This is a genomic window from Algibacter lectus (genome assembly GCF_004368925.1).
GTDB lineage: Bacteria > Bacteroidota > Bacteroidia > Flavobacteriales > Flavobacteriaceae > Algibacter > Algibacter lectus.
This window is the reverse complement of record NZ_SORL01000015.1, coordinates 38,362-64,645: the sequence shown is the minus strand read 5'-3', so window position 1 is coordinate 64,645 and position 26,284 is coordinate 38,362. Positions and strand designations below refer to the sequence as shown.

Here is a 26,284-nt window from a genome sequence, read left to right as displayed (position 1 = left end):
TTTGCAATAATTACAAAATACCTACATTATTAAAACAGCATTAGTAACAGGAGCAGCCTCAGGATTGGGTTATGAGTTAACTTTATTATTAGCAAAAGACGCGTATAAGTTAATACTAGTCGATATTGATTCAGCTAAATTAGCCGATGTGCAAATCGAAGTAGAAACCCAATTTAATGTAGAGGTTATAACATTAATTAAAGATTTAAGTTTACCCAACATCTCTCAAGATATTATTAACGATATTGGAGATGCATCTATAGATGTGTTAATAAACAACGCCGGTTTTGGTTTGTTTGGTACTTTTGCAGAAACCAATTGGGAACGCGAATCGGCTATGTTAAATGTACATGTTATGACAACCACACATTTAACAAAGTTGGTGCTCGAAGGCATGGTAAAACGTGGCTCGGGTAAAATATTAAATATGGCATCTTTAGCAGCTTTTCAGCCAGGGCCTTTAATGTCTATTTACTATGCTTCAAAAAGCTATATGCTATCTTTTTCCGAAGCTATTGCAAACGAGTTAAAAGGCACAGGTGTAACGGTAACTGCACTTTGTCCTGGACCTACAAAAACTGCGTTTCAAGAAACCGTTTCTGAAGATGCTAACGATAATAAAATCACATTCAACATGGCATGTGCAAAGGAGGTTGCGCTTTACGGTTACAAAGCCATGTTAAAAGGAAAAAGCTATGCTATACCTGGCCGTTTTAATAAGTTTTTAGCTGTTATTCCAAGGTTTATTACACGTAATGCTGCTACATCTATTGTTAGAAAACTTCAGGCTAAAAATAGAGCAGAATAAAGTTTTTTTATTCTTAATCCATATTTTTAGATTCCATATTTATATTGGTAAATATCCAGTATCCTAAAGAGAAAAAAGCACCAAATAATAAAGTAAAAAGCCAAACTTCCTTGTTTCCTAATGGCTGTACAATCATGTTTATTATGTCAATAAATAAAACTTTTGGGTTGGTTAAAATCTCCCAAGAGTTATAGCGTAGAAAGCGACCTAAATACACGCCAAATGCGGATATAAAAAATACAAATGTCAAAATGAAACTAGTCTTTCTTTTGTTTAAGAACTTTAATAAAACAGTTTTCATGTCGGTAACCGAAAAATAGAAAAGCATCATACCATCAAAAGCAAAGGCAGAAATTAATAAAATATCTAACCAAAATATATGTGGTTCGTTATATCTCAAATGCCACATATCGGTTAGTATATAAGGTGCATTCGGAAGGAAAAGCAACCATACACCAAATGCCAAAAGCAACGTTATTTTTTTAAGCTTGGGAACACTTACTAAATAAATTGTAATGGCATATGGAATGGCTGCTAAGAATAGGTTCCAAACTAAAAAAAGATAGTTATCGGAGTGCGCGAGTTTCATTCTAATCATAAGTAAAATTAGAGTAGAACCTATTGAAACGCTTAATAACGCTAGAGATTTATAACGATAAGATATAAGGTTGTTAATGTAATTCATGAGGTTTAGAGTTTAATTGTTCTATTATTAAAACGGTAATAATTCCGAAGGTATAGGCCACTAAATCGCCTACTTGAAATGTACTACCTAATATGATGGTTAGTAGTTTGTGGTCTTCAAGGTTTAATAATTTTAATAGATTGAAGTATTGAGCAAATTCTATTAAAAAAGCAAAAACTAATACTCCGGCGCCCAGTTTAAAATGATTTATTTTTAAGAAGCTTTTAAAAAAACAGTAAAGTAAAATTACCGATAGAAAATCTCCGACCGTGTAACGTATAAATCCTGTTTTAAGGTAAACAGCAATTAATATTTCGGTTAATAAAAAGAGGAACGCTAAGGCTAAGCAGGTTTTGTTGAGTTTGTATGTCATTTTGTTATAATCTAATGTCGTTTAAGGAAATAATAATGTAGAAGTATAGAATGGCTATAGGTATATTCATTAAAATAATACCACAAGTTTTTAAGTTCTCATATCTATCGGTTTCATAAATAAGACTCGCTATAAGGTTGGAAACAAGTAATATCGCATTTACGGTAATAGCCACTCCAATGAATCCTAAACCAACGCCTATTGGTATAAAAGTTTCTCCGAAATAAAGAAAAAAAGAAAAGAGCGTAGTGCCAATAATAAAACTAAGAATAGCAACCGCTCTTCCTATGTTAGAAATGCTGTACATAATTTTCGTTTTGTATTAATAATTGAAATAGAAAAAGCGTTACTCTTTTTTTTTAGAAGTAACGCTTAATTAAATTATCCGTTATTCCAATCTATTTTTCTCGATACGTACATCACGATAGTAAGTATTAAAAATAGACCAACACTACCAACAAGAAGCGCGTAGTTTTCTAATTGAATAATAACATAAATAAAGGCGTATAAAGCAGAAAGGGATAAGCCAATAAATAAAGGGAACTTAAGTGTTTTAAGTATAGATTTTGAGTACAAGGTGATTAACACAATAACGGAACTTCCAGCTATTAAATAAGCTTTTAGAAAATTACTATGCTCAGATATAGAAACTAGTAAAGTGTAAAACATAATGAGAGCCAGTCCAATCATTAAGTATTGAAATGGATGAATATTAATTTTACTCAAGGTTTGTATTAAAAAGAATATTAAAAAAGTAAGACCTATAACTAGGAAACCATATTTGGCAGATCGTTCACTTTTTTGATACTCATCTACCATGACCATAAATTTAGTCCCGAATGCAAATTTGTTAAGGTTTGGTATTTTATTTAAATGTTGTTGAGAAAAAGCACGGTTGATGTGAAGTACTTTCCATTCAGCATTAAAGCTATCTTTTGTTATGGTTTTAGTTTCATCGTTAGGAAGATAGTTTCCAATAAAACTTGGGTCGGCCCAATTAGAAGCCATTTTCATGGTAGTCGTTTTTCCGATAGGAATAAGTTCTATTTGCTTACTACCATTAAAGGCCATTGATAAACTAAACGGTGCATCGTTTTTACTCGATAAATCTATTGGGTTTATAAAACCAGATTCGAGCACATCTAAATAATCACTGTTTTGTGTAGAGTTTTCATTGAAGTTTGTTTGAAAAGAGTAGGTGTTTTGGTTCAATTTTAAAAGCATTTCACTTTTGATGCCTTTTAGGTTCGAGGTTTTTAAAATTACGGTGGCCTTATCCCAAATTATATCTTCATCTTTAATGCCTTTAGAAGTTAAGTTGGTTGGGATATAATGTCCAGAAAAATCCATGGTTGTAGTAAATACAGCCGATTCAAAATTACCACGTTTTAAGGTTTTAGAATCTACATTTACATCTGCATTTAAAGATTCAGGGAAAATGTATACGTTTTTTATATGTGTTTCTACTTCAGTGAAAAAGGTTTTTGTTTTTTCGTTATACGTTTTTGTTTCTGTATATGTTTTGTATGGGATTTTTAAAATAGGTCCATAAACAAGTACATTTTCGCCCCACTTTTCGTTAATCTCATTTACTACATCACTTTGCCTAAAGGCACGTTCGGTAATTAAGGAGTTAATAAAAGATAGAGGTATGAGTAAGATAATGACTAAAAAACCTACCATAAGCATCCTTGCTGTGATTGATGTTTTTACCCAATTTCCGAATTTGTTTTGCTGTGGTTTGTTTGTGTTTTCCATAATGTTAATTTAAAGTACTTTGAATTTCAAAGTAAAAGATTAAAAAAAAGATTTTGTTGTTTTCGTGAGACTAAAGTCTAGCTTTTATTAATTAATTTTTCGAGTGCATTAATGTGTTTTTTAAACTCGGCACGACCTAAATCGGTGGTGGAGTAGCGGGTATTCGGTTTGCGGCCTATAAACTGTTTTTCAACCTTTATATATTCCACTTTTTCTAGAGCTTTGGCATGGCTAGCAATGTTGCCATCGGTGGCGCCTAAAAGTTCTTTTAGCATATTAAAATCGGCAAATTCGTTCACCATTAAAATAGACATAATACCTAGCCTAATTCTATGATCGAATGCTTTATTTATATTGGTTATTATGCTCATAGATCTAAGCTCGTTTGCTTTTAGATTTTATTATTTCGTTGTCATTAATGGTTTTAATTTTAGCAAAAAGAAATGTTACTGCAAATGCAAAAGCACCAATAAATAATGAAAACGGAATTAAAACAATAGCACCTTCTTTTATAGTTTTTCGTTTTGCGCCTTGAGCTGTAATATTTTGAGATTCTAAAGTGAGCTCTTCTTTATCTATAACTCCATTTTTATTGACGTCGTAAAGTGCGAACTCTTGCTCGTAACTTTCATTGGAATAATATAAGTATGCTAATCCGAGGCCGTAAATAATAACTGAAGTCACTATTGCAATTAGGAGTGTTTTGTTCATTTTGTATCGTATTTAAAGTGCATAATGCTACCGTATATAATGTGCATTACTCCAAAGCCTAAAACCCATAACCAAAATCCATAACCTGGAAGTAGGGTAGCAATTAAACCTAAAACTATTTCTGTATATCCTAAATAGCGAATATTACCAATGCTATATTTTGATGCGTTTACCAAAGCTAAACCATAAAATATAAGCATTAAACCTCCGGTCTGACCATATTTGCCATTGCTTAAAATAATTAGGATATACAAACCGCCTGCAATTAACGGAATTAAAAAATTAATGACCAATCGTTTTGATGTGGCATCCCACATTTTTGCTCCTGTTTTTTTAGCTTTTTTTGCCGAAAGTATATAGCCAGTAACGGCGCTAAATAGGGCCACTAATGCTAAAATAAGCATGACAGATCTAAATATTTGACCATCTAGAATTAACGTGCCGTAGCTGTATTTATTAACAAGCCAATAAGCGGCAGCGGCACCAATAAGGGCATAAGTTCCGGCTAAAATTCCAGATAAACCACTTAAGGAAATAAATCGAGAAGATTTATTCATTAAATCTTTAATGTCCGATATGTCTTTTAAATAATCTTTTGACTCCATGTAAAAGTACTTTGAAATGCAAAGTAAATAAATATTTCTGAATTTTCGCCTACTTATTTTATTAAATTTGAAAATAAACTTCTTACTGTGAATCCGATAGATAATTATTTTTTAAGTCAGAAAGAACCTTATCAAGCTATTATGTTGTTTGTGCGAGGTGTGATTTTGAGTACGTTACCTGAGGTAGAAGAGCGGTATAGTTATAAAATTCCGTTTTATAATTGCCATAAGAAGCCTATGATTTATCTGAATATTTTAAAAGGAACCGATTATGTTGATGTAGCTTTTGTGCAAGGTGTTTTGCTAGAAAAAGAATTTTCTATTTTGAAAAATGATAATAAACGAAAGCAAGTGCGCTCCATTCAATTAAAAACCTTGGAAGATTTGGATTATGATGTTTTTGTTGAATTACTGCACGCAGCCTCCAAGTTATTAAGCGAAAGTAAACGCGCTTGGTTTATTAATTGATGCTTTTTGGGGAAGTCTTTAATTCGCAAATAGACTAACATATTCTGTTTGTACCGTACTTGGCTGGTAAGTGCGGGAGCGATAGTAGCGGCATCCTTTTTGTAAAATAAAAATGCCATAAACCTCAGTTTTAACTATGGTTTATGGCATGTACATATTTTTTAGTGTATGGCTACAGCTTTACAAAAAGATATAGCGGATAGCGCGGTTTTTATTTTTCTTAAAAACCCGCCCAAATATTTTAAATTCTAAAAATCCCTCCGAAAGAAACAATGCGCTGCAAGTAAGTGAAATGTTGCGATGCGCGATCGGCTGGGTCTGGCGTGGTGCGGATATTTGGCATATTTATGTAACCACCTTTTAGGTCTAGTTGCATAAAAAAGTGCTTGAAAAAAGTGAAATTAATACCTGCACGAGCCGAAACACCGTAGCCCGATAAATGAAACTCATCGTTTCTTTCTTTAATTAATAGTGTGCTGTTTGTTTTTGGTAATAAAAAACCACCGCCTATACCTTCGGTTAAATTTATTTGAAATTTATCGGTATTTGGTAGGTTAAATAATGCCGAAATATCGTCGTGTCTAGCAATTTCTGTGTAGATATAATTTAATCCATCTGTGTGCTCGAAACCTAGAAAATCTTCTGGTAAAAAGGTTGCCTCGTTGTTGTATATACCGTTAAATTTTGACCCTTCTTCCGTGGTTGGTAAATCGATATAACCACTTAAAGTTCGGGTTTTTTCGTTTTCCATAACGTATTTCATATGATCTAAACCAAGAGAAATGGAATATTTATCTGAAATGAAATATCCCATTTTGAAATTGGTTTGAGGTATCGTCATTCTAGTTGGGTTTATATAATCTAAGTGCCAACCTTTAGGTTTATCGCGCGCTGTGGCATCTTTTATGGTGAAATTATAATTGTCTCCTTCAAAATGAATGTCCGATTTGCTAAAAGAGTCTCTATTGCCGCCCCAGCTTACAAAAAATTTTCCTTTGCTTGATGCGGTGTATTTTACAGCGTTGGTATCTTGGGCAAAAGCGCTGAAATTAATAATACTTAAAAAAAGCACTATTAGGTGTAGGTTTGATTTCATTATTATTTGGTTTAACTCGTTTTACAGAGCTTGTATTGTTTTTCTAATTTTAACGAGATTGCTTAGTAAGTTTTCTAGGTTATCTAGATGAAGCATATTGGCACCATCACTTTTAGCATTTGCTGGATCGAAATGCGTTTCGATAAATAAACCATCAACATTGTTTACAATACCTGCGCGTGCAATGGTTTCTATCATGTCTGGGCGACCACCTGTAACGCCTGCAGTTTGGTTGGGTTGCTGTAGAGAATGGGTAACATCTAAAACGGTTGGTGCAAATTGGCGCATGGTTGGAATGCCACGGAAATCCACAATCATGTCTTGGTAGCCAAACATGGTACCACGATCTGTAATCCAAGCTTTATCGCTACCAGCATCTTTTACTTTTTGCACAGCATGTTTCATGGCCTCCGGACTCATAAATTGCCCTTTTTTAAGGTTGACCACTTTTCCTGTTTTTGCAGCAGCCACAACTAAGTCGGTTTGGCGTACTAAAAATGCAGGGATTTGTAAAACATCTACATATTGTGCGGCTAAAGCAGCATCGGATATTTCATGAATATCGGTTACAGTAGGCACATCGAATTTTTCTGATACTTTTGCTAAAATTTCTAGCGCTTTCTCGTCGCCTATACCCGTAAAGCTATCAATTCTACTACGGTTTGCTTTTTTAAAACTACCTTTAAATATGTAAGGGATTTCTAATTTATTAGTAATGGTAATTACTTTTTCGGCAATACGCATAGCCATATCCTCGCCTTCTATAGCGCAAGGGCCACAAAGAAGAAAGAAATTGTTTGAATTAGCGTGCTTTATTTTTGGAATATCTTGAAGTATCATCGACTTAAATTTAGGCGACAAAGATAATCAAATTAAAAACGACTTCTAAGGCTGTTTTTTATTATCCACATGGCCATTATAAAGTTTGTAACCACAAATAACCCGGCAGTAAGCATTACACTATTTGAATTGAAGGCTAAATGACTGAAATCGATAATTTTAGACAAGTAAGCAATAATTAAATAGGATGATAAACAGACGAATGTGATGCCTAGGGCGAAATTTAATTTTTTATTAGGCTTTATGATTTGCCATAAAAAAGGAATTCCGAAGAGTAAAATAGGGTATGCCGTTAAGCCTTCGGTACGGTTAATTGTAGTGAACCAATACGCGGAAATGGCAATAAAATATAGGTAAGGGATGCTTTTAGTGATTCTATTAATTATGTGCATAGCAATTTGTTTTTGATGTTTATTTTGAGAGAATATTTCTTATAAAAATAACGAAAACAGGCATTTAAAATTATATTTGATTTTAATTATAACAAATTTTTAACTATATATGAAAATAACCCGTACCTTTGCAGGCTTAAAATAAGGCACTATAATATGGCTACTATTAAAAACATTGCAATTATTGCACACGTTGACCACGGTAAAACTACGTTGGTTGATAAAATTATGTATCACTGTCAATTGTTTCGTGAAAACGAAAATACAGGTGATCTAATTCTTGATAATAACGATTTAGAGCGTGAAAGAGGTATTACAATTACTTCTAAGAACGTTTCGGTTGTATATAAAGGCACAAAAATCAATATAATTGATACACCTGGTCACGCCGATTTCGGAGGTGAAGTAGAGCGTGTATTAAATATGGCTGATGGTGTTGTATTATTAGTTGATGCATTTGAAGGGCCAATGCCACAAACTCGTTTTGTATTACAAAAAGCTATCGATTTAGGTTTAAAACCATGTGTGGTTGTAAACAAAGTTGATAAAGAAAACTGTACTCCTGATGAAGTACATGAAAAAGTTTTCGATTTAATGTTTGAACTAGGTGCTGAAGAATGGCAGTTAGATTTTCCAACAGTTTACGGTTCGGCTAAGAATAACTGGATGAGTGACGATTGGAGAAATGAAACTGATAACATTGAACCATTATTAGATATGGTTATCGAGCATGTTCCTGCTCCTGTATTTCCAGAAGGAACAACTCAAATGTTAATTACATCTTTAGATTTCTCTTCTTTTACAGGTCGTATCGCGATTGGTAGAGTGCAAAGAGGAAACATTGTGGAAGGACAACAAATCGCTTTAGTAAAAAGAGATGGTACTATTACAAAAAGTAAAATTAAAGAGGTATTTATATTCGAAGGTTTAGGACGTAAACGTGTAGAGAGCGTTCAAACTGGTGATATTTGTGCTCTTGTTGGTGTAGAAGGTTTTGAAATTGGAGATACTGTTTCTGATTTAGAAAATCCTGAAGGATTAAAATCTATCGCTATCGATGAGCCTACAATGAGTATGTTGTTTACTATTAACGATTCTCCTTTCTTCGGGAAAGATGGAAAGTATGTAACATCTCGTCATATCAAAGATCGTTTAGAAAAAGAATTAGAGAAAAACTTAGCACTTAAACTAGGTGAAACTGGAAGTGCAGATAAATTCATGGTTTTTGGTCGTGGTGTATTACACTTATCGGTTTTAATTGAAACTATGCGTCGTGAAGGTTACGAGCTTCAAATTGGACAACCACAAGTAATCATTAGAGAAATCGATGGTGTTAAATGTGAGCCAATTGAAGAGTTAACTATTGACCTTCCAGAAACTGTTTCTGGTAGAGCTGTAGAGTTTGTAACTTTACGTAAAGGTGAAATGTTAAGTATGGAAGCTAAAGGAGATCGTATGGTTTGCGAATTCTTAATTCCTTCTCGTGGTATTATTGGTTTACGTAACCAATTATTAACTGCAACTGCTGGTGAGGCTATTATGGCACACCGTTTTAAAGAATACCAACCATTAAAAGGTGCAATTCCAGGACGTATTTCAGGATCTTTAGTGTCTATGGAAAACGGAACAGCAATTCCTTATTCTATTGATAAATTACAAGATAGAGGTAAGTTTTTCGTAGAGCCAGGTGAGAATATATATGAAGGCCAAGTAATTGGAGAAAACTCTCGTCAGGATGATATGAATATTAACATTACTAAAGCTAAAAAGCAAAGTAATGTACGTTCTTCTGGAGCAGATGATAAAGCGAAAATTGTGCCAGCAATTAAATTCTCTTTAGAAGAAGCTTTAGAATATATCCAAAAAGATGAATACGTAGAGGTTACACCAAACCACTTACGTTTACGTAAAATTTGGTTATCTGAAGTAGATCGTAAGAGAAACAAATCTATATAACATAAATGGAATTCTTAGGAATTTCAATTACAGATTGGGTAGGGTATGCCGCTATGGCTACTGTTTTAATATCCTTCTTAATGACGTCTGTAAATAAATTACGAATAGTAAACTCCGCAGGGTGTTTACTATTCGTGTTTTATGGCATTATGTTAATGCCATTGTCAAAGCCTATTGTTATTACAAATGGTGCTATTATTTGTGTTAATTTATTTTATCTATTAAAAGCTAAAAAATAATATTGTATTAGTGCTTAGCGAATTAACGATGGTAAATTAAATGATTTTGTATATTTGAAATGTTTTGCAAGAATAGCTAGCGTGAATAAGCATTAATACTTCAAAATATAACACCACAAAATTCATATTAATTGAAGAAATTAATAGATTACATTAAAAAGCATGTTTTAATTAAATTAATGTCGTTAAAAACGGTATTAGTGTTTGTTAAAGTTCTTGCTGGTATATTAACCTCTAAAGCTATTGCTTTAATTATTGGTCCTGTAGGGTTTGCTTTAATAGGTAATTTAGAAAATTTTGTAAGTGCGTTTCATAATATTTCCGTTTTAGGTTCTTACAATACTGTTGTAAAATATGTAGCACTATATAAAGAAGATACAAAGTCGTTAAGTAAAACACTTTCTACCGTGTTTTATGTAGGGTTTGTTAGCACGGTTATAGTTTCTATGTTGTGTTATTTAAATGCCGAAACTATCAATGATTTTATATTTCCGAAGTACAATAACTACGCAGATATAATTAAAATATTTGCAATAGCATTGCCCTTTTATGCTATAAATATGTATTCCTTTTCTATCATGAATGGTTTTGGGAAATACAAAAACATGTGCCAAATTAATATTATAGGTCAGCTTTTAAGCGTTGCGATTGCCTTAGTTTTAATTTATCAAAGTAAAATTGATGGAGCATTAATATCTGTAGTGATATCAGAATCCTTAATATTTTTAATCACACTTGTTGGTATTTTTAATAGGCGTAGTTTGGCAAACCTTGTTCAGGTAAAAAATATAAGTTTCAGTTTTTTTAAAAAAACCTGGCCTATATCCATTATGGCATTGTTTTCAGCGGTTCTTATGCCGCTTGTTGCTATTTGTATCCGTTCTTATATAATCGAGGGGTTAGGTTATAAGGAAGCGGGTTTATGGGAAGCCATGAATAGAATATCTAGATATTATTTAATGTTTGTAACCTCTATAGTCGGGATGTCTATTTTACCTCGATTGTCTAAAATTAACAATGTTAAAAAATTCAGGAAAGAGATTTCTAGCTATTACAAAATATTAGTTCCTATTTTGATTGGCGGTTTTTTAGTGATTTATGCATTGAAATCGCCTATTATAAGTCTTGTGTTTACCAATGAGTTTAGATCTGTTGAAGATTTGTTTTTATGGCAGTTACTTGGTGATTTTATTAAAATTCTTGCTGTAATTATTGCCTATCAATTTTTGGCGAAAAAAATGTTTTGGCATTATATTTTAACAGAGCTTTTCTTGGTTGTAATATTATACATTACAAGTGTTTATTTTATAGGTATATTCGATGGAGTAAAAGGTGCTGTATTTGCGCATTTTGTTAGTTATCTTATGTACTTTGGTATTGTTATTCTTTTGTTATGGAGTTCTTTATTTGGTCTTGATTCTAATGAGATTTCTTTAAGGAAAAAATAAAGAACTAATAACCTATGTAAATCTTAAGGATATTTTTTTTAATGACCGATATTAATATTGTTAGATATAACGTCTCAAATTATAGAGCATGGAATCAATTTGTAGCTAAAGCAAAAAATGCTACTTTTTTATTTCAAAGAGATTTTATGGATTATCATAAAGATCGATTTCAAGATTTTTCCTTACTCATTTACAAAAAAAATAAACTAGTAGCTGTTTTACCGGCAAATACGTTGGGTGATGAGATTTATTCGCATCAAGGCTTAACTTACGGTGGTCTTGTTTTTCAAAAGGAAATTAAATTTGAAAATGTACTTGCTATTTTTAAGGAACTTCTAAAGTATTTGAATTCAATTGGTTTTAAAAGCTTAGTTCTAAAACAAATGCCGGCTATATATACCGGTGTTTTTACTGAAGAAATAGATTATTTAATGTTTGTTTTGAAAGCCGAATTATTAAGGAAAGATACCTTGTCGGTTATTAATTTAAAAGGAGAACAATTAAAAATCTCGAATAATCGATTAGAGGGGTACAGAAGAGGTGTTAAACATCATTTAGATGTTAAGGAAGAAGACGATTTTGAGCTGTTTTGGAATTCAATTCTTATTAAAAATTTAAAAGATAAACACCATACTAAACCTGTTCATGGTTTAGAAGAAATTAGACTGTTAAAAAAACGTTTTCCGAAGAATATAAGGCAATTTAATGTTTATGATGATGAACAAATTGTAGCAGGAACTACTGTCTTTGAAACTGAGTTTGTGGCGCATTCTCAATACATCTCGGGTAATGAAAATAAAAATACGCAAGGCCACTTAGATTTTTTACATCATCATTTAATTAAAAACGTATTTAAAGATAAAGCGTATTTCGATTTTGGAACATCAAACGAGAATAATGGTTTGCATATTAATAAAGGCCTTCAATTTTGGAAAGAAGGGTTTGGGGCCAGAACGGTAACGCAAGATTTTTATAAAGTAAGCGTTATTAATTACTCCTTACTTAATAACGTTTTTATATGATTAAGTTTTTAGATTTAAAATTAATTAATAAGAATTTTGAAAAAGAATTCAAAGCACGATTTGACGCATTTTTAAATTCAGGACAATACATTTTAGGTGAAGAAGTTTTAAAGTTTGAAGAGCAATTTGCTGCCTATTGTGGAGTAAAGCATTGTATAGGTGTTAGTTCCGGTCTTGATGCACTTCAACTTATTTTTGAAGCGTATAAATTGCTAGGTAAATTAAAAGAAGGTGATGAAGTTATAGTGCCAGCAAACACATATATAGCAACTATTTTAGCTATTTCAAATACCAGGTTAGTGCCAGTTTTAGTAGAGCCTAATATTGATACTTATAATATAGATGTTAGTAAAATAGAGTCTGCTATTACAGAGAAAACAAAAGCTATTTTAGGTGTTCATCTATACGGGCAATTGTATAATGTAGAGCGTTTAGAAGAAGTTTGTAAAATAAATAATTTATTATTAATTGAAGATGCAGCGCAAGCACATGGTGCGCAATATATAGATGGTAGAAGAGCAGGGAATGTTTCTGATGCTGGAGCTTTTAGTTTTTATCCAACTAAAAACCTAGGTGCTTTAGGAGATGCTGGCGCAGTAACTACCAATGACACGGAATTAGCTGAAGCTATATTCAAACTTAGAAACTATGGCAGAACATCAACATACAGAAATGATATTAAAGGTTTTAATTGCAGGTTAGATGAGTTGCAAGCCACATTTTTAAGTGTTAAGCTGAAACATTTAGATAGTGATAATTTAAAGCGAAATAAACTGGCTAACTTGTACTTAAACAACATTAATAATTCTAAAATTACTTTACCTTATTTTTCAGGTGAAAAAGATCATGTTTTTCATCAATTTGTTGTTCGGTGTGAGGAAAGGGGAAAGTTTGTAGACTACACAAAGAATTGTGATATCCAAACTTCGGTACATTATCCTATTCCTCCTCATAAACAAAAAGCATTCTATGGTTATAACACGCTATCTCTTAGAGTAACAGAAAAAATGCATAAAACGGTAGTTAGTTTACCGTTACATCCTGCTTTGAAAATAAAGGAAATTAATAAAATAGTTAAAGCTGTAAATAAGTTTTAATTTAAAACAGTATCTATTTTATGACAGATAACCAAAAAGCATACAGACAAGTATTCAAGGGTGCGTCTTTGTTTGGAGGTGTTCAAATCATAAATATATTAGCAGGAATACTAAGGTCTAAATTTGCTGCAATATTTTTAGGTCCTGCTGGAGTAGGTATTATGGGAGTTTTGAATTCTACGATACACTTAATTACTAGCATCTTTAAATTGGGTTTAGATACAAGTTCTATTAAGGAAATAGCATTTGCAAATAAATTAGAAGATAAAAGAAACGTATCTAATGTTATTTATAATCTAAAACGATTATTATGGGTTACAGGTGTTTTGGGAACGGTCGTAACTTCAATATTATCTCCTTTTTTAAGTGAGATTGCTTTCCAAAGTAAATCTTTTACGTTTTCATTTATTTGGATTTCCGTAGCTGTCTTATTTAAACAATTGACATTTGGTAATATGGCTATATTACAGGGCTTACGGAAACTAAAGAAATTAGCTATGGTTAATTTATATAGTAGCGTATGTTCTGTTTTTATAGTAGTGCCTTTGTATTATTTTTTTGGTTTAGAAGCTATTATTCCAACTATTATTTTAACAACGTTTTTAGGATATTTAATATCAAAGTATTTTACGTTGTCGGTAGAAATTGAATCGGATCATAAATCATTGAAAAATGTATTTCATGAAGGAAAACCAATGATTAAACTTGGTGTAACATTAAGTGTTGGTAGCATCATTACTTTATTTGTAGCGTATTTAATTCAGGTATATATTACAAATGTAGGAGGTTTAACGGAAGTAGGGTATTATAATGTCGGTATGATAATTATAAATTCTTATGTGGGACTCATTTTTGAGTCTATGAGTAAAGATTATTTTCCTAGGCTATCTGAAATTATAAATGATATTAAAAGTGTTCAAAGAACGGTGACACAACAGACAATGGTAGTGGTGTTGTTAATTACTCCTGTAATTATTTTATTTTTAACCTTTGCAGAATATTTTATAGTAATTCTTTATTCGAAAGCTTTTCTACCAGTTTTATTATTTATAAATATAGCAATTATGGGTACTTTATTTAAAGCAGTTTCTTGGTCTTTGGGCTACGTTATTATTGCAAATGGTGACTCAAGTGTTTTTATAAAAACAGCAATAGGTTTTAATGTTTTACTTCTAGTAATAAATATTTTTGGATACTCAAACTATGGTTTGTTAGGATTGGGAGTTAGTTATATAATTTATTATTTTTTGCACCTTGTTATTATTTCTTTAATAATGAAATTTAGGTATAAATTTGTTTTTATTTCAGAGTTTATAAAGGTTTATTTTGTTTGCTTATTATTGGTGTTTTCTACTTTTTGCATTACTTACATAGGAGATGTGCTACTTAAAAGCTTTTTATTAGTTTTTCTAATTTTGATATCTAGTGTTTTTACGATATATAATTTAAACAAAAAATTAGATGTTAAATCTTTTATAAAAGAGAAATTTAATAAGTAATTATAAAATTGGTAGGGCCGGGTAATTCATGTTTAAATATTTACAGAAATGATTGGTAAAATAGTTTTTAGATTAGATAATTGGATTAAACGACTTATTTATAAGCAATACAGTAATAATCCAAATATACATGGTGATTACGAATCATTTCAGCCGATAGTTTTTAAGGGAAAAGGAGAGGTTAGAATGGGCGATAATGTTAAATTTGGAGTTGTTAACTCTCCTTTTTTTCATAATACATATGCATACGTTGAGGCTAGAACTAGTGTTTCTGAAATTACTATAGGGAGCAATACCCGCATGAATAATGCCGTTTCAATTATTGCAGAAAAAAAAATTATAATCGGTAGTAATGTGCTTATCGGTTATAATTGTAGTATTATGGATAGTAATTTTCACAATCTAGCTCCTGAAAAACGACATGAAAGTGATCCTAGACCTGAATCGGTTATAATTCATGATAATGTTTTTATCGGGAACGATGTAACAATTTTGAAAGGCGTTTGTTTAGAGGAAAATGTGGTTGTTGCCGCACGATCAGTAGTCACAAAAAGTTTTCCTAAAAATTCCGTTATTGGTGGTTGCCCTGCAGTAATTATTGGAAAGGTTTAGTTTTTTTGTGATTAGAGGTGATTATTTAATTTCTTAAAGTATTTTAACTTTATTTTCTAAATTTTAATTTGAGTAATAAAATATAATATTTTGCAATTAATAAAATGTTTAGAACTTTCCAGTTTTGTTTTACCTCCAAGTTTATTTTTTGAATAGAAGCTAAATCTTCCTCTTTGGTTAAATTCATTTTTAGCGTCTTTTTTACAATTAGGTAGGTAGAGTATTTAAATTGTAGCGCCTTTTTGTTAAATCTTTGGAAATTTATGTTTCCTAGAGAAGTCTTTAACTTTATTCTTTCTACTAAAACTTTATCTACGTATAGTATGCTGTATTTTCGTGCTACTCTCAGCCATAAGTCATAATCTTCATAAGCTAGATTTTCATCATAGCCTCCTAGTTTTTTAAATAAAGCAGTGTTGATTAAAGCGCTTACCGAGCAAATAGTGTTTGAGTGGTTGAGTATTTCTTTATAAATAAAACCATCTGTAGGTGAGGTTGTTTTTTTACTTTGAAAAAACTTATCATAATATATATATGATGTATTGTTGATTGTGTCCGTTACTTTTGCATTACCATAAACAATACCAATTTTATCTTGAGAATAAGCGTTGTATATTGATATTTGAGTTTCTATGCAGTGAGGTAGTAATACGTCGTCTCCAGCTAAATCTATAAAATATGTGCCTTCAACATTTTTGAAAGCAGAATTTACAGATTTTGTAAGGCCAAAGTTTTTTGCGTTTTTAATGAATAAGCCTGTTTTGTTTTTTAAGATCCACTTATCAATTATTTCAATAGAATTATCATTGCTACAATCATCAATTATTATCAATTGAATGTTTTTATAGGTTTGATTTATAACGGAATTTAATGCTTTTTCAATATAATCACTATGATTGTAGCAAGAACAGATTACAGTTACTAAAGAATTAAGGTTTAACATAGCACTGATTTATAATCAAAAAGACTAATTTTTTATTTTGTTTAATTTTAATTTAGTAAACTTACAAATATACTATGAGTTTTAGAGTTATAATTATATTTGTTAGCAAATTTGCAATACTAGAAAATGACCAAAAGTAAGATAAAGAGCGTATGCATTCTTGTAGATTGCTTAACAGGTGGAGGAGCAGAAAAAGCAGCTTCATTGGTGTCAAAATCTTTTCATGAAGCAAATTTTGATGTTTCTATTATTGCCATGCAAGGCGAGATAGATTATGATTTCAAAGGCGAACTTTACGATTTAAGTGGTATTATTCATAAAATCCCATTTTTTAAATCTCTAAAAAAAATGGTTGTTCTTAAAAAAACATGGAATAAAATAAATGCAGATTTCTATTTAGATTTCAGAATTAAAAGCAATTCTTTTAGAGAGCTTATGTTTCATTTTTTTATCTATGATATAAAAAAAACAGTTCTAACAATTCATTCTTCTAGAATTCATAATTATATGCCTAGGCATATTTTATTTTACAAATTATATAATAGAGCTAAGGCGGTAGTTACAGTTTCTGAAGGGATTTATGGAGCAACTAAGCAGTTGTTTGATTTTAAGAATTTGGTCTATATACCAAATTTTTACGATACAGATATTATTCTTAAAAGTAAAGAAAGGATTCAGCCATTAGACGGTAAATATATTGTCGCGGTTGGACGATTAAAAAATGAAGTAAAACAGTTCGATAAACTCATACTAGCCTATAAAGATTCATTGCCTGCAAAAAACGGTATTCCTCTTTTTATTTTAGGTAGAGGTAAGGATAAAGAAATGTTAGAGGGAATTATTTTAAAGAATAACTTAAGTAATATGGTTAAATTATTAGGCTTTAAAAACAATCCTTATCCATATATCAAGTCGAGTCAATTTCTATTGTTGTCGAGTAAATTAGAGGGTTTTGGAATTGTTTTAATTGAAGCATTAGCTTTAGGTGTTCCTGTAATTTCTTTTGATTGTAAAGTAGGGCCTTCAGAAATTATTCAAAATAAAAAAAACGGAATTTTAGTTAAAGATCAAGACTTTATCGCGCTTAAAAGAGCAATTGATAATATGTATTCTGATAAAGAACTGTATGCGATTTGTAAAGAGAACAGCAAGTCTTCAGTAGGAAAATATTCTGATAAAGAGGTGCTCAAGACTTGGGTGAAATTATTAAACAGTTCTTCAAAGAAATAAGATATTTTGGATAAAAAGAAAATTTGTGTTGTTGTAAACTCATTAGGAGGTGGAGGGGCTGAACGCTCTTCTGCCTTACTAACTAAAATGTTAGATAATTTGGGTTATAATGTGCACATTGTTTCTGTTTTAAAAGATGTTGATTACGAATATGCCGGATCATTATTAAATCTTGGTGAATTAAAAGAAAAAGATAACTCTATCAAAGGTAGGTTAAATCGGTTTTTTATTTTTAAAAATTATTTAAAAGAAAATCAATTCGATTTTATCATAGATAACAGGGTTAGACAGTCTATAATCATTGAGTTTTTTACTCGAAGAATTCTGTATAAAAATAAAAATATAATATATGTAATTCGGAGTAGAAAAATCACAAAATATTTTACTAAAAGTATGTTTTGGGGTAAGAGAATCTTTAGAAACGCTTATGCTTATGTTGGAGTTTCCGAAGAAATTAGAGATGAAATTAGTAACTCTTATAAGTTTAAAAATGTTATAAAAATTAATAACCCTGTAGAAATCGATGACAATAATTCTTCGACTGAAGAGGGAATAGATTTTACAGAAGATTATATTCTGTTTTATGGCAGGTTAAGTGACGAAGTTAAAAATGTTTCTTTATTGATAGATGCTTACAAAATATCTCAATTACCAGAGGAAAATATTAAGCTTTTAATCTTGGGGGACGGAAAAGATAAAGATATGCTTAAGTATAAAGCAAATAGTGACAATATAAATTTTAAGCCGTTTACTAATAATCCATTTCCGTATGTTAAACATGCTAGGTTTTGTTGTTTAACGAGTAGATATGAAGGTTTTCCAAGAGTATTAATAGAATCACTATCGGTAGGAACCCCTGTTTTATCTGTTGAATGTTCAGGAGTGTCTGAAATAGTTGTAAATGAATATAACGGGTTAATAGTTGAAAACTATAATAAACAAGCCTTGGCAGGAGCTATGAATAAATTTGTTTTGAATAAAGATTTATATACAACATGTAAACAAAACTCTAGGTTAAGCATAGAACACTTGAGTCTGTTAAAGGTAGGTGAAGAATGGAGTAATTTATTAAATGAAAAACGATGATTAATAAAACGATAAAAGATATTCGAATTATAGATATTCCTAAAATCACAGACCCAAGAGGTAATATTTCTGTAATAGAAAAAAGCACACTTCCTTTTGATATTAAGCGTGTTTATTATTTGTATGATGTACCATGTGATGCTAGTAGAGGAGGACACGCTCATAAACTACAGTTGGAAGCCCTTATTGCGCTAAGTGGCAGTTTTGAGGTGAAATTGAACGATGGTGAAAATGTTAAAACCATTATGCTTAACAAACCTAATAAAGGCTTGTTAATTCCTGTGGGTGTATGGAGAGAGCTAGAGAACTTTTCATCAGGTTCTGTGTGTTTAGTGATGGCATCAGATGTGTTTGATGAAGACGATTATATAAGAGATTATAACGATTTTAAATTATTTAAAAGAGGAAATATATAGTTTGTTTTTTAAAAGGAAAAAGTAAAATTTCTTCATTAAGATTGCTGAAAATCGTGGTGTTCTTAGTAGTGTTTTTTGCTTTAAGTTTAAAGGCTTTAAGTCAATCTCAGAGATTAATTTTTTGTAAAGCGCTTTGTTTCCTATTAGTTTGCACTGCATAGCAAGTGCGTAACGGTTTAGGTTTAAATATTTATTTAACGAAGCGTTTTGCGCTTCTTCGTCTTTAAAACTATTAACAATAGTGTATCTAATTTCTTGATATTTTTTTTTAGATAAACTGTTTTTTACAGTTTTATTGTAACAGCATGTTACTGTAGGATTAAAAACGATTGTTTTTCTTAGAGCAAACCGTATTAATAAATCTAAATCTTGTCCAGAAGTAAATTCGGGTACAAACTCACCAACATCATAAAAATCTTTTTTATTAAAACAAATGGCAGAAGTCCAGCCAATAGCATCTATTAAGCTTGCTTTAAAGTAATCTTTAATAATATGAGGGTGATCAACCTGTTCTATATTATAAGTTGCTTTTATTATGTAGTTGTCTGATGATTTTATATCATAAGCATTACAGAACAAAGCTCCATTGGGGAATTGTTTAATGGTTTTATAAAATAGTTCCAAATGGTTTGGTTTCCATTCATCATCTGCATCCAATAAAGTTATATAATCGCCTTTAGCATTTTTTATGCCGTTATTTCTCGCTATTGAGACACCTTGATTTTTTTGTTGAATGGTAATTATTCGATGATCTTTTATTGATTGTAGTTCTTTTAAACTATTGTCTGTACTACCATCATTAACAACAATAATCTCAAAATCTGTAAAAGTTTGATTAAGAACACTTTTTATAGTGTCTGCAATAAAATCTTCTTTGTTATACAGTGGTATTATGATTGAAAAGTAAGGCGTCATTAATTTTATCCGGTTTTAACAAAAATAAGGTATTTTGCATACTCAGTTTCTAAGCATATTGATTTAAATTTGTCTTTATGCATGGAAAAGCCATTCAAATAGTTTCATTTGATAATCCTTATCCTCCGAATTTTGGTGGAGTTATAGACGTTTTTTATAAAATTAAAGCGCTTAGTCAGTTAGGTGTTAAGGTCTATTTACATGCTTATTATGATGATAGAACAGATGTTTCCGGTTTAAAACCTTATTGTGAAAGTATTACATTTTACAAAAGGAATAAATCGTTTATTAAATTTATTTCAATACTTCCATATGCTGTAAATACGAGGTTGTCTAAAGACTTAGTTTTTAATTTGAAAAAACAAAATGCACCTATTTTGTTCGAAACAATAAAAACAACTGGAATACTAAAAAATAATGTTTTTAGAAACAAAGTAGCTGTTAGATGCCATAATATAGAACATAATTACAGTTGGGGCTTAGGTTATAGTGAAACTAATCTTATAAAAAAGATAGCTTTTTTTATTGAAGGGCTTAAGTTTAAACGATTTGAACCTATTCTAGAAAAAGCGGATGTTCTTTTTTCTTTGTCGATAGACGAATTTGAGTATTACAGTGCGAATTTTAAAAATGAATCTGTTTTTTTACCAGTATTTCAAGGAAATACAGAGGTGCTCGGGGAGGATGGATTTGGCAAATATGCCTTATATCATGGAGATTTAACAACATCGGATAATGTTAAATCGGCTTTATTCATAATTAATGTTTTTAAAGAATTAAGTCATCCTCTTATAATTGCAAGTTCGGTTTCTAATAAAATGCTTGTTAAGGAAGTGAGTAATTATAAAAACATATCATTTCAATTAATTGACGCAGGAGATGATTTGGATGTATTAATTAAAAATGCTCATGTAAACACTTTGTTTTCTTATCAAAAATCCGGGACTAAGCTTAAAGTTTTTAACGCTTTGTTTAAAGGCAAGCATTGCATCGTAAATAATAAAATGATTGATGAAATAAGTGTTCTTAGATTATGTGAAGTAGCAGAGAGTAAAGCTCAATATAAGGATGTAGTTAATAAAATATTTAAAATCCCATATACTAAAACAGAAAATCGAATTAGTGTGTTAAAAAATTACAATGCAAGCATTGTAGTCAGAGAATTAGTAAGTACTTTGTTTTGATACTAACTAAACTTTTTAATAACTATATTTACTTTTGATAGAACGGAATTATGTAAGTAACAGTACTGTTAATATGGATAGAAGAGAAATTTCAGAAATAATATTTAATCAAATTACATTTAAAAAAAAAGAGCTGATAAACCAGTATCAAAGCTCAAAAAATGAAATAGGGTATTTTTTTATTGATAATCTTTTGCCAGAAAAATTAGCGAATCAATGTTTTGATGCTTTTCCTGATAAATCTGAAATGCGTTGCTTAAACAGTATACGAGAATTTAAGCATGTTTCTGCGCAAATGGACAAACATAATCCTCTTTTAGAAAAAGTTTTGTACGCTTTTCAAGATGAAAGAATAATCGATTTAATTGGAGATATTTGTGATATTAAATCTTTATATGCAGACGATTCATTGTATGCTGGAGGTTTATCACTAATGGCTAAAGATAATTTTCTGCACCCACATTTAGATAATTCACATGATGCTAGTCGTGAGCGTTGGCGAGTTTTAAATCTATTATATTATGTAACCCCAAATTGGGAAAAAGAAAATGGAGGCCATTTAGAGCTTTGGCCAAATGGACCTAGAAAAGACCCGGTTTTAATAGAAAGTAAGTTTAATAGGTTAGTTATTATGGCTACACACGATCTCTCTTGGCATTCTGTAAATAAGGTGCAAATTGATAATAGTAGGTGCTGTATTTCTAACTATTATTTTAGTGATAATGCTTTAAAGTCTTCTGATAAGTTTCATGTAACTAAATACAGAGGACGCCCAGAAAGCACATTTACCAATCTAATCTTAGATTGTGACGCGAGTTTAAGGATGCTAATTAGAAAAGTGTTTAAGAAAGGGATTCGTAAAAACCCACACGTCTACAAAAAAAGGAATTAACTCTTACGTTGTACCACCTCGTAAACCGCATTCTCATCACATTTAAGTGTTTTGCTGGGGTATTTTAAAAGTAAAGCATAATCGTGCGTTGCCATTAAAATGGTGTTACCATTTTTGTTAATGTCTTGTAAAACTTCCATAACCTCAATACTCGTTTGTGGATCTAAATTACCGGTAGGCTCATCGGCCAAAATAAGTTCAGGGTTATTAAGTAAAGCCCGTGCAATTGCAACACGTTGTTGCTCGCCACCAGAAAGCTCATGCGGATATTTAAAACCTTTAGTTTTCATGTCTACTTTATTCAAAACCTCTTCGACACGAGTATTCATTTCAGCTTTTACTTTCCATCCTGTAGCCTTTAAAACAAATATCAAGTTGTCGTTTATAGTTCTATCTGGAAGTAATTTAAAATCCTGAAAAACCACACCTAATTTTCGGCGTAAAAACGGGATTTCTTTTTCCTTTAAAGTTTTCAAGTTGAAGTCAACAATATGGCCTTCACCTTTGGTAAGCGGTAAATCGCCATAAAGTGTTTTCATAAAACTACTTTTTCCGGTACCCGTTTTACCAATTAAATACACAAATTCCCCTTTGTTAATTTCAACATTAACATCAGAAAGCACTAAGCTTTCTCCCTGAAAAATAGACGCGTTTTTTAATTCTAAAATGGCATTCGACATAAAAGTAGATTTTTAAAGTGCTGTAAATGTATTATTAAAAACTGAAAAGTTGAAAAGTTAAGCACGAAAAATTTGAGAGACGTTTTTACCAGCGAACTTTAATTTTAATTTCTAGATAGATTGTTGGTAGGTTTTTTGAATTTTTAACACCTCTAATTATAATTATGGCACGATTATTTCGTTATAGATTTAATATTCAATTATCTTTGATTTTAAATTAAAAAACGAATTGTTAATGATTAAAAATAATATTTTTTCACTGCTGGTTGTCATTGGTTTTAGTTGTCAGGTTATGGCACAAAAATCGGCTGTTTACACTAGTAATTTGGTAGAGTATCAAAAAGCATTATCACTTTATAATAATCAACAATATCTAGCTGCTAAATCGCTGTTTACTAATGTTGAAAAAACGGCAGAAGAAGATGTTTTACAGTCCGACTGTGCCTATTATATAGCCAATTGTGCGGTAAGATTAAATCAGCAAAACGCCGATCAACTTATTGAGGATTTTGTAGACGATTATCCAACAAGTACCAAAAGAAACACCGCTTTCGTAGATGTGGCCGATTATTATTTCGTTAACGGAAAATACTCCTACGCTCAAAAGTGGTATCAAAAAGTAGATGTAAATGCTTTAGGTAAATCTGAAAAAGAAAAGTTTTACTTCAATAATGGTTATACCGCTTTTACAACAAAGCAATTTAAAGAAGCCAAAAAGTATTTAACTAAAGTAGAAAACTCTAAAGAGTATGGGTCGCAGGCCAAATATTACATTGGTTTTATGGCTTATGAAGGTGATGATTACGATAAGGCAAATGAATATTTTGAACAAGTAAACGACCAAGAGCGTTACAAAGAAAAATTATCATACTATCAAGCAGACTTACATTTTAAACTAGGTAAGTTTGAAGAGGCTATTAAATTAGCCAAAGCTCAATTAAGTAAAAGTGATGCAGATGAAGTGTCTGAGCTTTCTAAAATTATTGGTGAAAGTTATTTCAACCTAGAAAATTATGCAGAGGCTATTCCTTATTTAACGGCATATCAAGGAAAAAAAGGACAAAGAGATCGCGTAGGGAAGTGGAGTAATACCGATTATTACCAATTAGGTTATGCGTATTACAAGCAAGGTGATTTTGAAAATGCAGTGTCGGAATTCAATAAAATTATTGGAGGTAAAAACTCAATTGCTCAAAATGCATATTATCATTTAGGTGAAAGTTATATTAATTTAGGAAAAAAGCAAGAGGCTTTAAATGCTTTTAAAAATGCTTCGGAAATGGATTTCGATTTAAAAATCCAAGAAGATGCTTGGCTTAATTATGCTAAAATTAGTTACGAAATAGGAAACTCTTACCAATCGGCACCACAAGTATTAGCTGGTTATTTAGAGAAATACCCAAATACAAGTTATAAAGAAGAAGTGGAAACGCTTTTAATAGATTCTTACATTACATCAAAAAATTATACAGAAGCGCTTAAGTTATTAGAGGGGAAACGTAGTTTCGAAAACAAGGTAGCTTATCAAAAAGTAGCATTTTACCGTGGTTTAGAATTGTATAATGAAAATAAATTTAAAGAAGCGTCGGCGCTTTTTAATGGTTCATTAAAAGAACAACAAGACCAAAGATTTACAGCTAGAGCAACCTTTTGGAAAGCCGAAACCGATTATAATTTAACAAATTATGACGATGCTTTAATTGGTTTTAAACAATTTCAGCAACAAAACGAAGCGACATCTACTCCTGAGTTTGAAAACTTAGATTATAATTTAGCTTACACTTACTTCAAGCTTAAAAATTATGAACAAGCTACAAAGTACTTCAATCAATTTATTTCAAGTAAAAAAGATGATAAAGTAAGGTTGAATGATGCGTATTTACGTTTAGGTGATGGGCATTTTGTTTCAAGTCAATATAGCAGTGCTATAGATGCTTATAAGAATGCTATTAGATTAAATGAAATAGAATCTGATTATGCCTTTTTTCAAAAAGCAATAAGTACCGGTTATGCCGGAAATGCTTCTGGAAAAATAAGTGAGTTAGGTAATTTTATTTCAAAATATCCAAAATCTAAACTTCGTGATGATGCTATGTTCGAGCTAGGTAATTCATATGTAAAAGCGAATGAAACTGATAAAGCTATGCCGATTTACGATAGATTGGCAAACGAGTACCCAATGAGTTCGTTTGTGCCAAAAGGATTGTTACGTCAAGGTTTGGTGTATTATAACTCTAGTCAAAACGAGCAGGCTCTAGTCAAGTTTAAAAAAGTAGCAAACGATTATGCTGGTACTCCAGAAGCTGTGCAAGCGGTTGCAACGGCAAGATTAATTTATATCGATTTAGGTCGAGTAAACGAATATGCAGTTTGGGTTAAACAATTAGATTTTGTAGAAGTTACCGATGCCGATTTAGATAATGCCACTTACGAGGCGGCTGAAAAACAATATTTAGATAATAATACAGATAAAGCCATCACACAGTTTAATAAGTATTTAAGCGAATTTCCACGTGGATTACATGCTTTACAAGCACATTTTTATGTGGCACAACTTTATACAAAAAACAATTTGTTAGAGAATGCTGCTCCACATTATAAATATGTTGTAGATGCTTCTCGAAGTGAATACACAGAGGAGGCTTTAATGAAGTTGTCTCAGTTTTATTTAAGTTCTAAAAACTGGAACAAAGCGATGCCTATTTTAGCAAGATTAGAGAGTGAAGCGAATTTTCCTCAAAACGTCGTGTTTGCGCAATCTAATTTAATGAAAGCGAATTACGAATTGAATAATTATAACGAAGCCGTGTCTTATGCCGAAAAAGTGCTTAAGAATCCTAAAATCGATAATAAAATTCAAGCAGATGCTCAAGTTATAATTGCACGTTCGGCTATTAAAACAAATAATGAAGATTTAGCAAAAACGGCATACACTCAAGTAGAAAAAGTAGCTACAGGCGAAACTGCTGCCGAGGCTTTATATTACAACGCTTATTTTAAAAATAAGGAAGGTAAGCACGAAGCATCTAATGTTACGGTGCAGCAATTAGCTAAAAACTACTCGGGTTACAAATATTATAGTGCGAAAGGCTTAGTGCTAATGGCTAAGAATTTTTATGCTCTAAAAGATGCTTTTCAGGCCACATATATTTTAGAAAGTGTTATTACAAATTTTAAAGAATTTGATGATGTTGTAGCAGAAGCTAAAGCTGAATTAAGCAAAATTAAAAAAGAGGAATCTAAAACCAATTCATCTATTTTACCAGAAGATTAGTTTTATTCAAAAGCCATTTTAAGTAGGTTAGAATTTGAATCTTAGAATTTAATTA

General features: G+C 31.1%; 28 protein-coding genes. 15 read left to right on the top strand and 13 right to left on the bottom strand.

What is annotated here, in order from left to right:
• Positions 1-25: 25 nt before the first annotated feature.
• On the top strand, positions 26-808 hold the full coding sequence (locus DFQ06_RS19095; protein ID WP_133969426.1) for an SDR family NAD(P)-dependent oxidoreductase: 783 nt from the start codon (positions 26-28) through the stop codon (positions 806-808).
• A gap of 13 nt (positions 809-821) precedes the next feature.
• On the opposite strand, the gene DFQ06_RS19090 is transcribed toward DFQ06_RS19095, so the two are convergent.
• The 7 genes from DFQ06_RS19090 to DFQ06_RS19060 form a co-directional block, all read right to left on the bottom strand.
• Positions 822-1,493 carry a DUF1361 domain-containing protein gene (locus DFQ06_RS19090; RefSeq protein ID WP_133969424.1) on the bottom strand — a complete coding sequence of 224 codons (672 nt, stop codon included), beginning with the start codon at positions 1,491-1,493 and terminating at the stop codon, positions 822-824.
• Positions 1,480-1,866, bottom strand: a complete 387-nt coding sequence (locus tag DFQ06_RS19085) for a ribosomal maturation YjgA family protein (RefSeq protein WP_133969422.1) — start codon at positions 1,864-1,866, stop codon at positions 1,480-1,482. Before DFQ06_RS19085 ends, DFQ06_RS19090 begins: the two co-directional genes overlap by 14 nt.
• A gap of 4 nt (positions 1,867-1,870) precedes the next feature.
• Positions 1,871-2,173, bottom strand: coding sequence for a hypothetical protein (locus tag DFQ06_RS19080; RefSeq protein WP_042499362.1), 303 nt, complete (start codon positions 2,171-2,173; stop codon positions 1,871-1,873).
• A 74-nt stretch (positions 2,174-2,247) separates the two neighbouring features.
• Positions 2,248-3,624 (bottom strand): cell envelope integrity protein CreD, encoded by a 1,377-nt coding sequence (gene creD / locus DFQ06_RS19075; protein ID WP_042505938.1) that lies wholly within the window; start codon positions 3,622-3,624, stop codon positions 2,248-2,250.
• 77 nt (positions 3,625-3,701) lie between these two features.
• Positions 3,702-3,995: a winged helix-turn-helix domain-containing protein gene (locus DFQ06_RS19070; protein WP_042499358.1), complete on the bottom strand. Its 294-nt coding sequence runs from the start codon at positions 3,993-3,995 to the stop codon at positions 3,702-3,704.
• A gap of 4 nt (positions 3,996-3,999) precedes the next feature.
• Entirely contained in the window at positions 4,000-4,335 is a 336-nt protein-coding gene (locus tag DFQ06_RS19065) for a hypothetical protein (protein WP_133969420.1), read from the bottom strand.
• Positions 4,332-4,940, bottom strand: coding sequence for a hypothetical protein (locus DFQ06_RS19060; RefSeq protein ID WP_042499356.1), 609 nt, complete (start codon positions 4,938-4,940; stop codon positions 4,332-4,334). The genes DFQ06_RS19065 and DFQ06_RS19060 overlap by 4 nt, the downstream gene beginning before the upstream one ends.
• A gap of 87 nt (positions 4,941-5,027) precedes the next feature.
• Here DFQ06_RS19060 and DFQ06_RS19055 point away from each other — a divergent pair, with 87 nt between their 5' ends.
• The gene (locus tag DFQ06_RS19055) at positions 5,028-5,408 is read left to right on the top strand and encodes a DUF1801 domain-containing protein (protein ID WP_133969418.1); all 381 of its coding nucleotides are present in this window, start codon (positions 5,028-5,030) and stop codon (positions 5,406-5,408) included.
• A 241-nt stretch (positions 5,409-5,649) separates the two neighbouring features.
• Here DFQ06_RS19055 and DFQ06_RS19050 read toward each other — a convergent pair whose 3' ends face one another.
• From DFQ06_RS19050 to DFQ06_RS19040, 3 genes are read right to left on the bottom strand one after another with little or no spacing between them, the layout of a single operon-like run.
• Positions 5,650-6,504, bottom strand: coding sequence for a hypothetical protein (locus DFQ06_RS19050; RefSeq protein WP_074939878.1), 855 nt, complete (start codon positions 6,502-6,504; stop codon positions 5,650-5,652).
• A 21-nt stretch (positions 6,505-6,525) separates the two neighbouring features.
• Entirely contained in the window at positions 6,526-7,344 is an 819-nt protein-coding gene (kdsA, locus tag DFQ06_RS19045; protein ID WP_042499353.1) for a 3-deoxy-8-phosphooctulonate synthase, read from the bottom strand.
• A gap of 32 nt (positions 7,345-7,376) precedes the next feature.
• Positions 7,377-7,736, bottom strand: a complete 360-nt coding sequence (locus DFQ06_RS19040) for a hypothetical protein (RefSeq protein WP_133969416.1) — start codon at positions 7,734-7,736, stop codon at positions 7,377-7,379.
• 156 nt (positions 7,737-7,892) lie between these two features.
• On the opposite strand from DFQ06_RS19040, the gene typA reads away from it, so the two are divergent.
• From typA to DFQ06_RS19005, 7 genes are all read left to right on the top strand, one after another.
• A complete protein-coding gene (gene typA / locus DFQ06_RS19035; protein ID WP_042499350.1) occupies positions 7,893-9,692 on the top strand; it encodes a translational GTPase TypA in 1,800 nt (599 codons plus the stop codon).
• Between the two features lie 5 nt (positions 9,693-9,697).
• Positions 9,698-9,931 carry a hypothetical protein gene (locus DFQ06_RS19030; RefSeq protein ID WP_042499348.1) on the top strand — a complete coding sequence of 78 codons (234 nt, stop codon included), beginning with the start codon at positions 9,698-9,700 and terminating at the stop codon, positions 9,929-9,931.
• A 131-nt stretch (positions 9,932-10,062) separates the two neighbouring features.
• Positions 10,063-11,379 carry an O-antigen translocase gene (locus tag DFQ06_RS19025; protein WP_074939887.1) on the top strand — a complete coding sequence of 439 codons (1,317 nt, stop codon included), beginning with the start codon at positions 10,063-10,065 and terminating at the stop codon, positions 11,377-11,379.
• A 41-nt stretch (positions 11,380-11,420) separates the two neighbouring features.
• On the top strand, positions 11,421-12,401 hold the full coding sequence (locus tag DFQ06_RS19020; RefSeq protein ID WP_133969414.1) for a GNAT family N-acetyltransferase: 981 nt from the start codon (positions 11,421-11,423) through the stop codon (positions 12,399-12,401).
• Complete coding sequence (locus DFQ06_RS19015) at positions 12,398-13,498, top strand: DegT/DnrJ/EryC1/StrS family aminotransferase (protein WP_133969412.1); 1,101 nt, start codon at positions 12,398-12,400, stop codon at positions 13,496-13,498. Before DFQ06_RS19020 ends, DFQ06_RS19015 begins: the two co-directional genes overlap by 4 nt.
• Positions 13,499-13,518: 20 nt before the next feature.
• Positions 13,519-14,997, top strand: coding sequence for an oligosaccharide flippase family protein (locus tag DFQ06_RS19010; RefSeq protein ID WP_133969410.1), 1,479 nt, complete (start codon positions 13,519-13,521; stop codon positions 14,995-14,997).
• Between the two features lie 48 nt (positions 14,998-15,045).
• On the top strand, positions 15,046-15,609 hold the full coding sequence (locus DFQ06_RS19005) for an acyltransferase (protein WP_133969408.1): 564 nt from the start codon (positions 15,046-15,048) through the stop codon (positions 15,607-15,609).
• Between the two features lie 49 nt (positions 15,610-15,658).
• On the opposite strand, the gene DFQ06_RS19000 is transcribed toward DFQ06_RS19005, so the two are convergent.
• A complete protein-coding gene (locus tag DFQ06_RS19000) occupies positions 15,659-16,552 on the bottom strand; it encodes a glycosyltransferase family 2 protein (RefSeq protein WP_133969406.1) in 894 nt (297 codons plus the stop codon).
• A 126-nt stretch (positions 16,553-16,678) separates the two neighbouring features.
• On the opposite strand from DFQ06_RS19000, the gene DFQ06_RS18995 reads away from it, so the two are divergent.
• From DFQ06_RS18995 to DFQ06_RS18985, 3 genes are read left to right on the top strand one after another with little or no spacing between them, the layout of a single operon-like run.
• Positions 16,679-17,782, top strand: coding sequence for a glycosyltransferase (locus tag DFQ06_RS18995; RefSeq protein ID WP_042499335.1), 1,104 nt, complete (start codon positions 16,679-16,681; stop codon positions 17,780-17,782).
• Positions 17,783-17,788: 6 nt separating this feature from the next.
• Positions 17,789-18,868 (top strand): glycosyltransferase, encoded by a 1,080-nt coding sequence (locus DFQ06_RS18990; RefSeq protein ID WP_042505926.1) that lies wholly within the window; start codon positions 17,789-17,791, stop codon positions 18,866-18,868.
• The gene (locus tag DFQ06_RS18985) at positions 18,865-19,284 is read left to right on the top strand and encodes a sugar 3,4-ketoisomerase (RefSeq protein WP_042499331.1); all 420 of its coding nucleotides are present in this window, start codon (positions 18,865-18,867) and stop codon (positions 19,282-19,284) included. Before DFQ06_RS18990 ends, DFQ06_RS18985 begins: the two co-directional genes overlap by 4 nt.
• Here DFQ06_RS18985 and DFQ06_RS18980 read toward each other — a convergent pair.
• Complete coding sequence (locus DFQ06_RS18980) at positions 19,261-20,199, bottom strand: glycosyltransferase family 2 protein (RefSeq protein ID WP_133969404.1); 939 nt, start codon at positions 20,197-20,199, stop codon at positions 19,261-19,263. The two genes, DFQ06_RS18985 and DFQ06_RS18980, sit on opposite strands and share 24 nt — an antisense overlap.
• 77 nt (positions 20,200-20,276) lie before the next feature.
• Here DFQ06_RS18980 and DFQ06_RS18975 point away from each other — a divergent pair, with 77 nt between their 5' ends.
• Together DFQ06_RS18975 and DFQ06_RS18970 are read left to right on the top strand one after the other, a co-directional pair.
• Positions 20,277-21,383: a hypothetical protein gene (locus DFQ06_RS18975; RefSeq protein ID WP_074939912.1), complete on the top strand. Its 1,107-nt coding sequence runs from the start codon at positions 20,277-20,279 to the stop codon at positions 21,381-21,383.
• 73 nt (positions 21,384-21,456) lie between these two features.
• The gene (locus DFQ06_RS18970; RefSeq protein ID WP_133969402.1) at positions 21,457-22,275 is read left to right on the top strand and encodes a 2OG-Fe(II) oxygenase; all 819 of its coding nucleotides are present in this window, start codon (positions 21,457-21,459) and stop codon (positions 22,273-22,275) included.
• On the opposite strand, the gene DFQ06_RS18965 is transcribed toward DFQ06_RS18970, so the two are convergent.
• Positions 22,272-22,955 (bottom strand): cell division ATP-binding protein FtsE, encoded by a 684-nt coding sequence (locus DFQ06_RS18965; RefSeq protein ID WP_074939921.1) that lies wholly within the window; start codon positions 22,953-22,955, stop codon positions 22,272-22,274. The genes DFQ06_RS18970 and DFQ06_RS18965 overlap by 4 nt on opposite strands.
• Positions 22,956-23,190: 235 nt before the next feature.
• Between DFQ06_RS18965 and DFQ06_RS18960 the strand changes: the two genes are divergently transcribed.
• Positions 23,191-26,229 carry a tetratricopeptide repeat protein gene (locus DFQ06_RS18960; RefSeq protein WP_133969400.1) on the top strand — a complete coding sequence of 1,013 codons (3,039 nt, stop codon included), beginning with the start codon at positions 23,191-23,193 and terminating at the stop codon, positions 26,227-26,229.
• The last annotated feature ends 55 nt before the right edge of the window (positions 26,230-26,284 follow it).

What these genes read in the sequence shown, in the direction of transcription:
- DFQ06_RS19090 (WP_133969424.1), bottom strand. Translation starts at nt 1,493, where the DNA reads ATGAATTACATTAACAACCTTATATCTTATCGTTATAAATCTCTAGCG.
- DFQ06_RS19085 (WP_133969422.1), bottom strand. Translation starts at nt 1,866, where the DNA reads ATGACATACAAACTCAACAAAACCTGCTTAGCCTTAGCGTTCCTCTTT.
- DFQ06_RS19080 (WP_042499362.1), bottom strand. Translation starts at nt 2,173, where the DNA reads ATGTACAGCATTTCTAACATAGGAAGAGCGGTTGCTATTCTTAGTTTT.
- creD (WP_042505938.1), bottom strand. Translation starts at nt 3,624, where the DNA reads ATGGAAAACACAAACAAACCACAGCAAAACAAATTCGGAAATTGGGTA.
- DFQ06_RS19070 (WP_042499358.1), bottom strand. Translation starts at nt 3,995, where the DNA reads ATGAGCATAATAACCAATATAAATAAAGCATTCGATCATAGAATTAGG.
- DFQ06_RS19065 (WP_133969420.1), bottom strand. Translation starts at nt 4,335, where the DNA reads ATGAACAAAACACTCCTAATTGCAATAGTGACTTCAGTTATTATTTAC.
- DFQ06_RS19060 (WP_042499356.1), bottom strand. Translation starts at nt 4,940, where the DNA reads ATGGAGTCAAAAGATTATTTAAAAGACATATCGGACATTAAAGATTTA.
- DFQ06_RS19050 (WP_074939878.1), bottom strand. Translation starts at nt 6,504, where the DNA reads ATGAAATCAAACCTACACCTAATAGTGCTTTTTTTAAGTATTATTAAT.
- kdsA (WP_042499353.1), bottom strand. Translation starts at nt 7,344, where the DNA reads ATGATACTTCAAGATATTCCAAAAATAAAGCACGCTAATTCAAACAAT.
- DFQ06_RS19040 (WP_133969416.1), bottom strand. Translation starts at nt 7,736, where the DNA reads ATGCACATAATTAATAGAATCACTAAAAGCATCCCTTACCTATATTTT.
- typA (WP_042499350.1), top strand. Translation starts at nt 7,893, where the DNA reads ATGGCTACTATTAAAAACATTGCAATTATTGCACACGTTGACCACGGT.
- DFQ06_RS19030 (WP_042499348.1), top strand. Translation starts at nt 9,698, where the DNA reads ATGGAATTCTTAGGAATTTCAATTACAGATTGGGTAGGGTATGCCGCT.
- DFQ06_RS19020 (WP_133969414.1), top strand. Translation starts at nt 11,421, where the DNA reads ATGACCGATATTAATATTGTTAGATATAACGTCTCAAATTATAGAGCA.
- DFQ06_RS19015 (WP_133969412.1), top strand. Translation starts at nt 12,398, where the DNA reads ATGATTAAGTTTTTAGATTTAAAATTAATTAATAAGAATTTTGAAAAA.
- DFQ06_RS19010 (WP_133969410.1), top strand. Translation starts at nt 13,519, where the DNA reads ATGACAGATAACCAAAAAGCATACAGACAAGTATTCAAGGGTGCGTCT.
- DFQ06_RS19005 (WP_133969408.1), top strand. Translation starts at nt 15,046, where the DNA reads ATGATTGGTAAAATAGTTTTTAGATTAGATAATTGGATTAAACGACTT.
- DFQ06_RS19000 (WP_133969406.1), bottom strand. Translation starts at nt 16,552, where the DNA reads ATGTTAAACCTTAATTCTTTAGTAACTGTAATCTGTTCTTGCTACAAT.
- DFQ06_RS18995 (WP_042499335.1), top strand. Translation starts at nt 16,679, where the DNA reads ATGACCAAAAGTAAGATAAAGAGCGTATGCATTCTTGTAGATTGCTTA.
- DFQ06_RS18985 (WP_042499331.1), top strand. Translation starts at nt 18,865, where the DNA reads ATGATTAATAAAACGATAAAAGATATTCGAATTATAGATATTCCTAAA.
- DFQ06_RS18980 (WP_133969404.1), bottom strand. Translation starts at nt 20,199, where the DNA reads ATGACGCCTTACTTTTCAATCATAATACCACTGTATAACAAAGAAGAT.
- DFQ06_RS18975 (WP_074939912.1), top strand. Translation starts at nt 20,277, where the DNA reads ATGCATGGAAAAGCCATTCAAATAGTTTCATTTGATAATCCTTATCCT.
- DFQ06_RS18970 (WP_133969402.1), top strand. Translation starts at nt 21,457, where the DNA reads ATGGATAGAAGAGAAATTTCAGAAATAATATTTAATCAAATTACATTT.
- DFQ06_RS18965 (WP_074939921.1), bottom strand. Translation starts at nt 22,955, where the DNA reads ATGTCGAATGCCATTTTAGAATTAAAAAACGCGTCTATTTTTCAGGGA.
- DFQ06_RS18960 (WP_133969400.1), top strand. Translation starts at nt 23,191, where the DNA reads ATGATTAAAAATAATATTTTTTCACTGCTGGTTGTCATTGGTTTTAGT.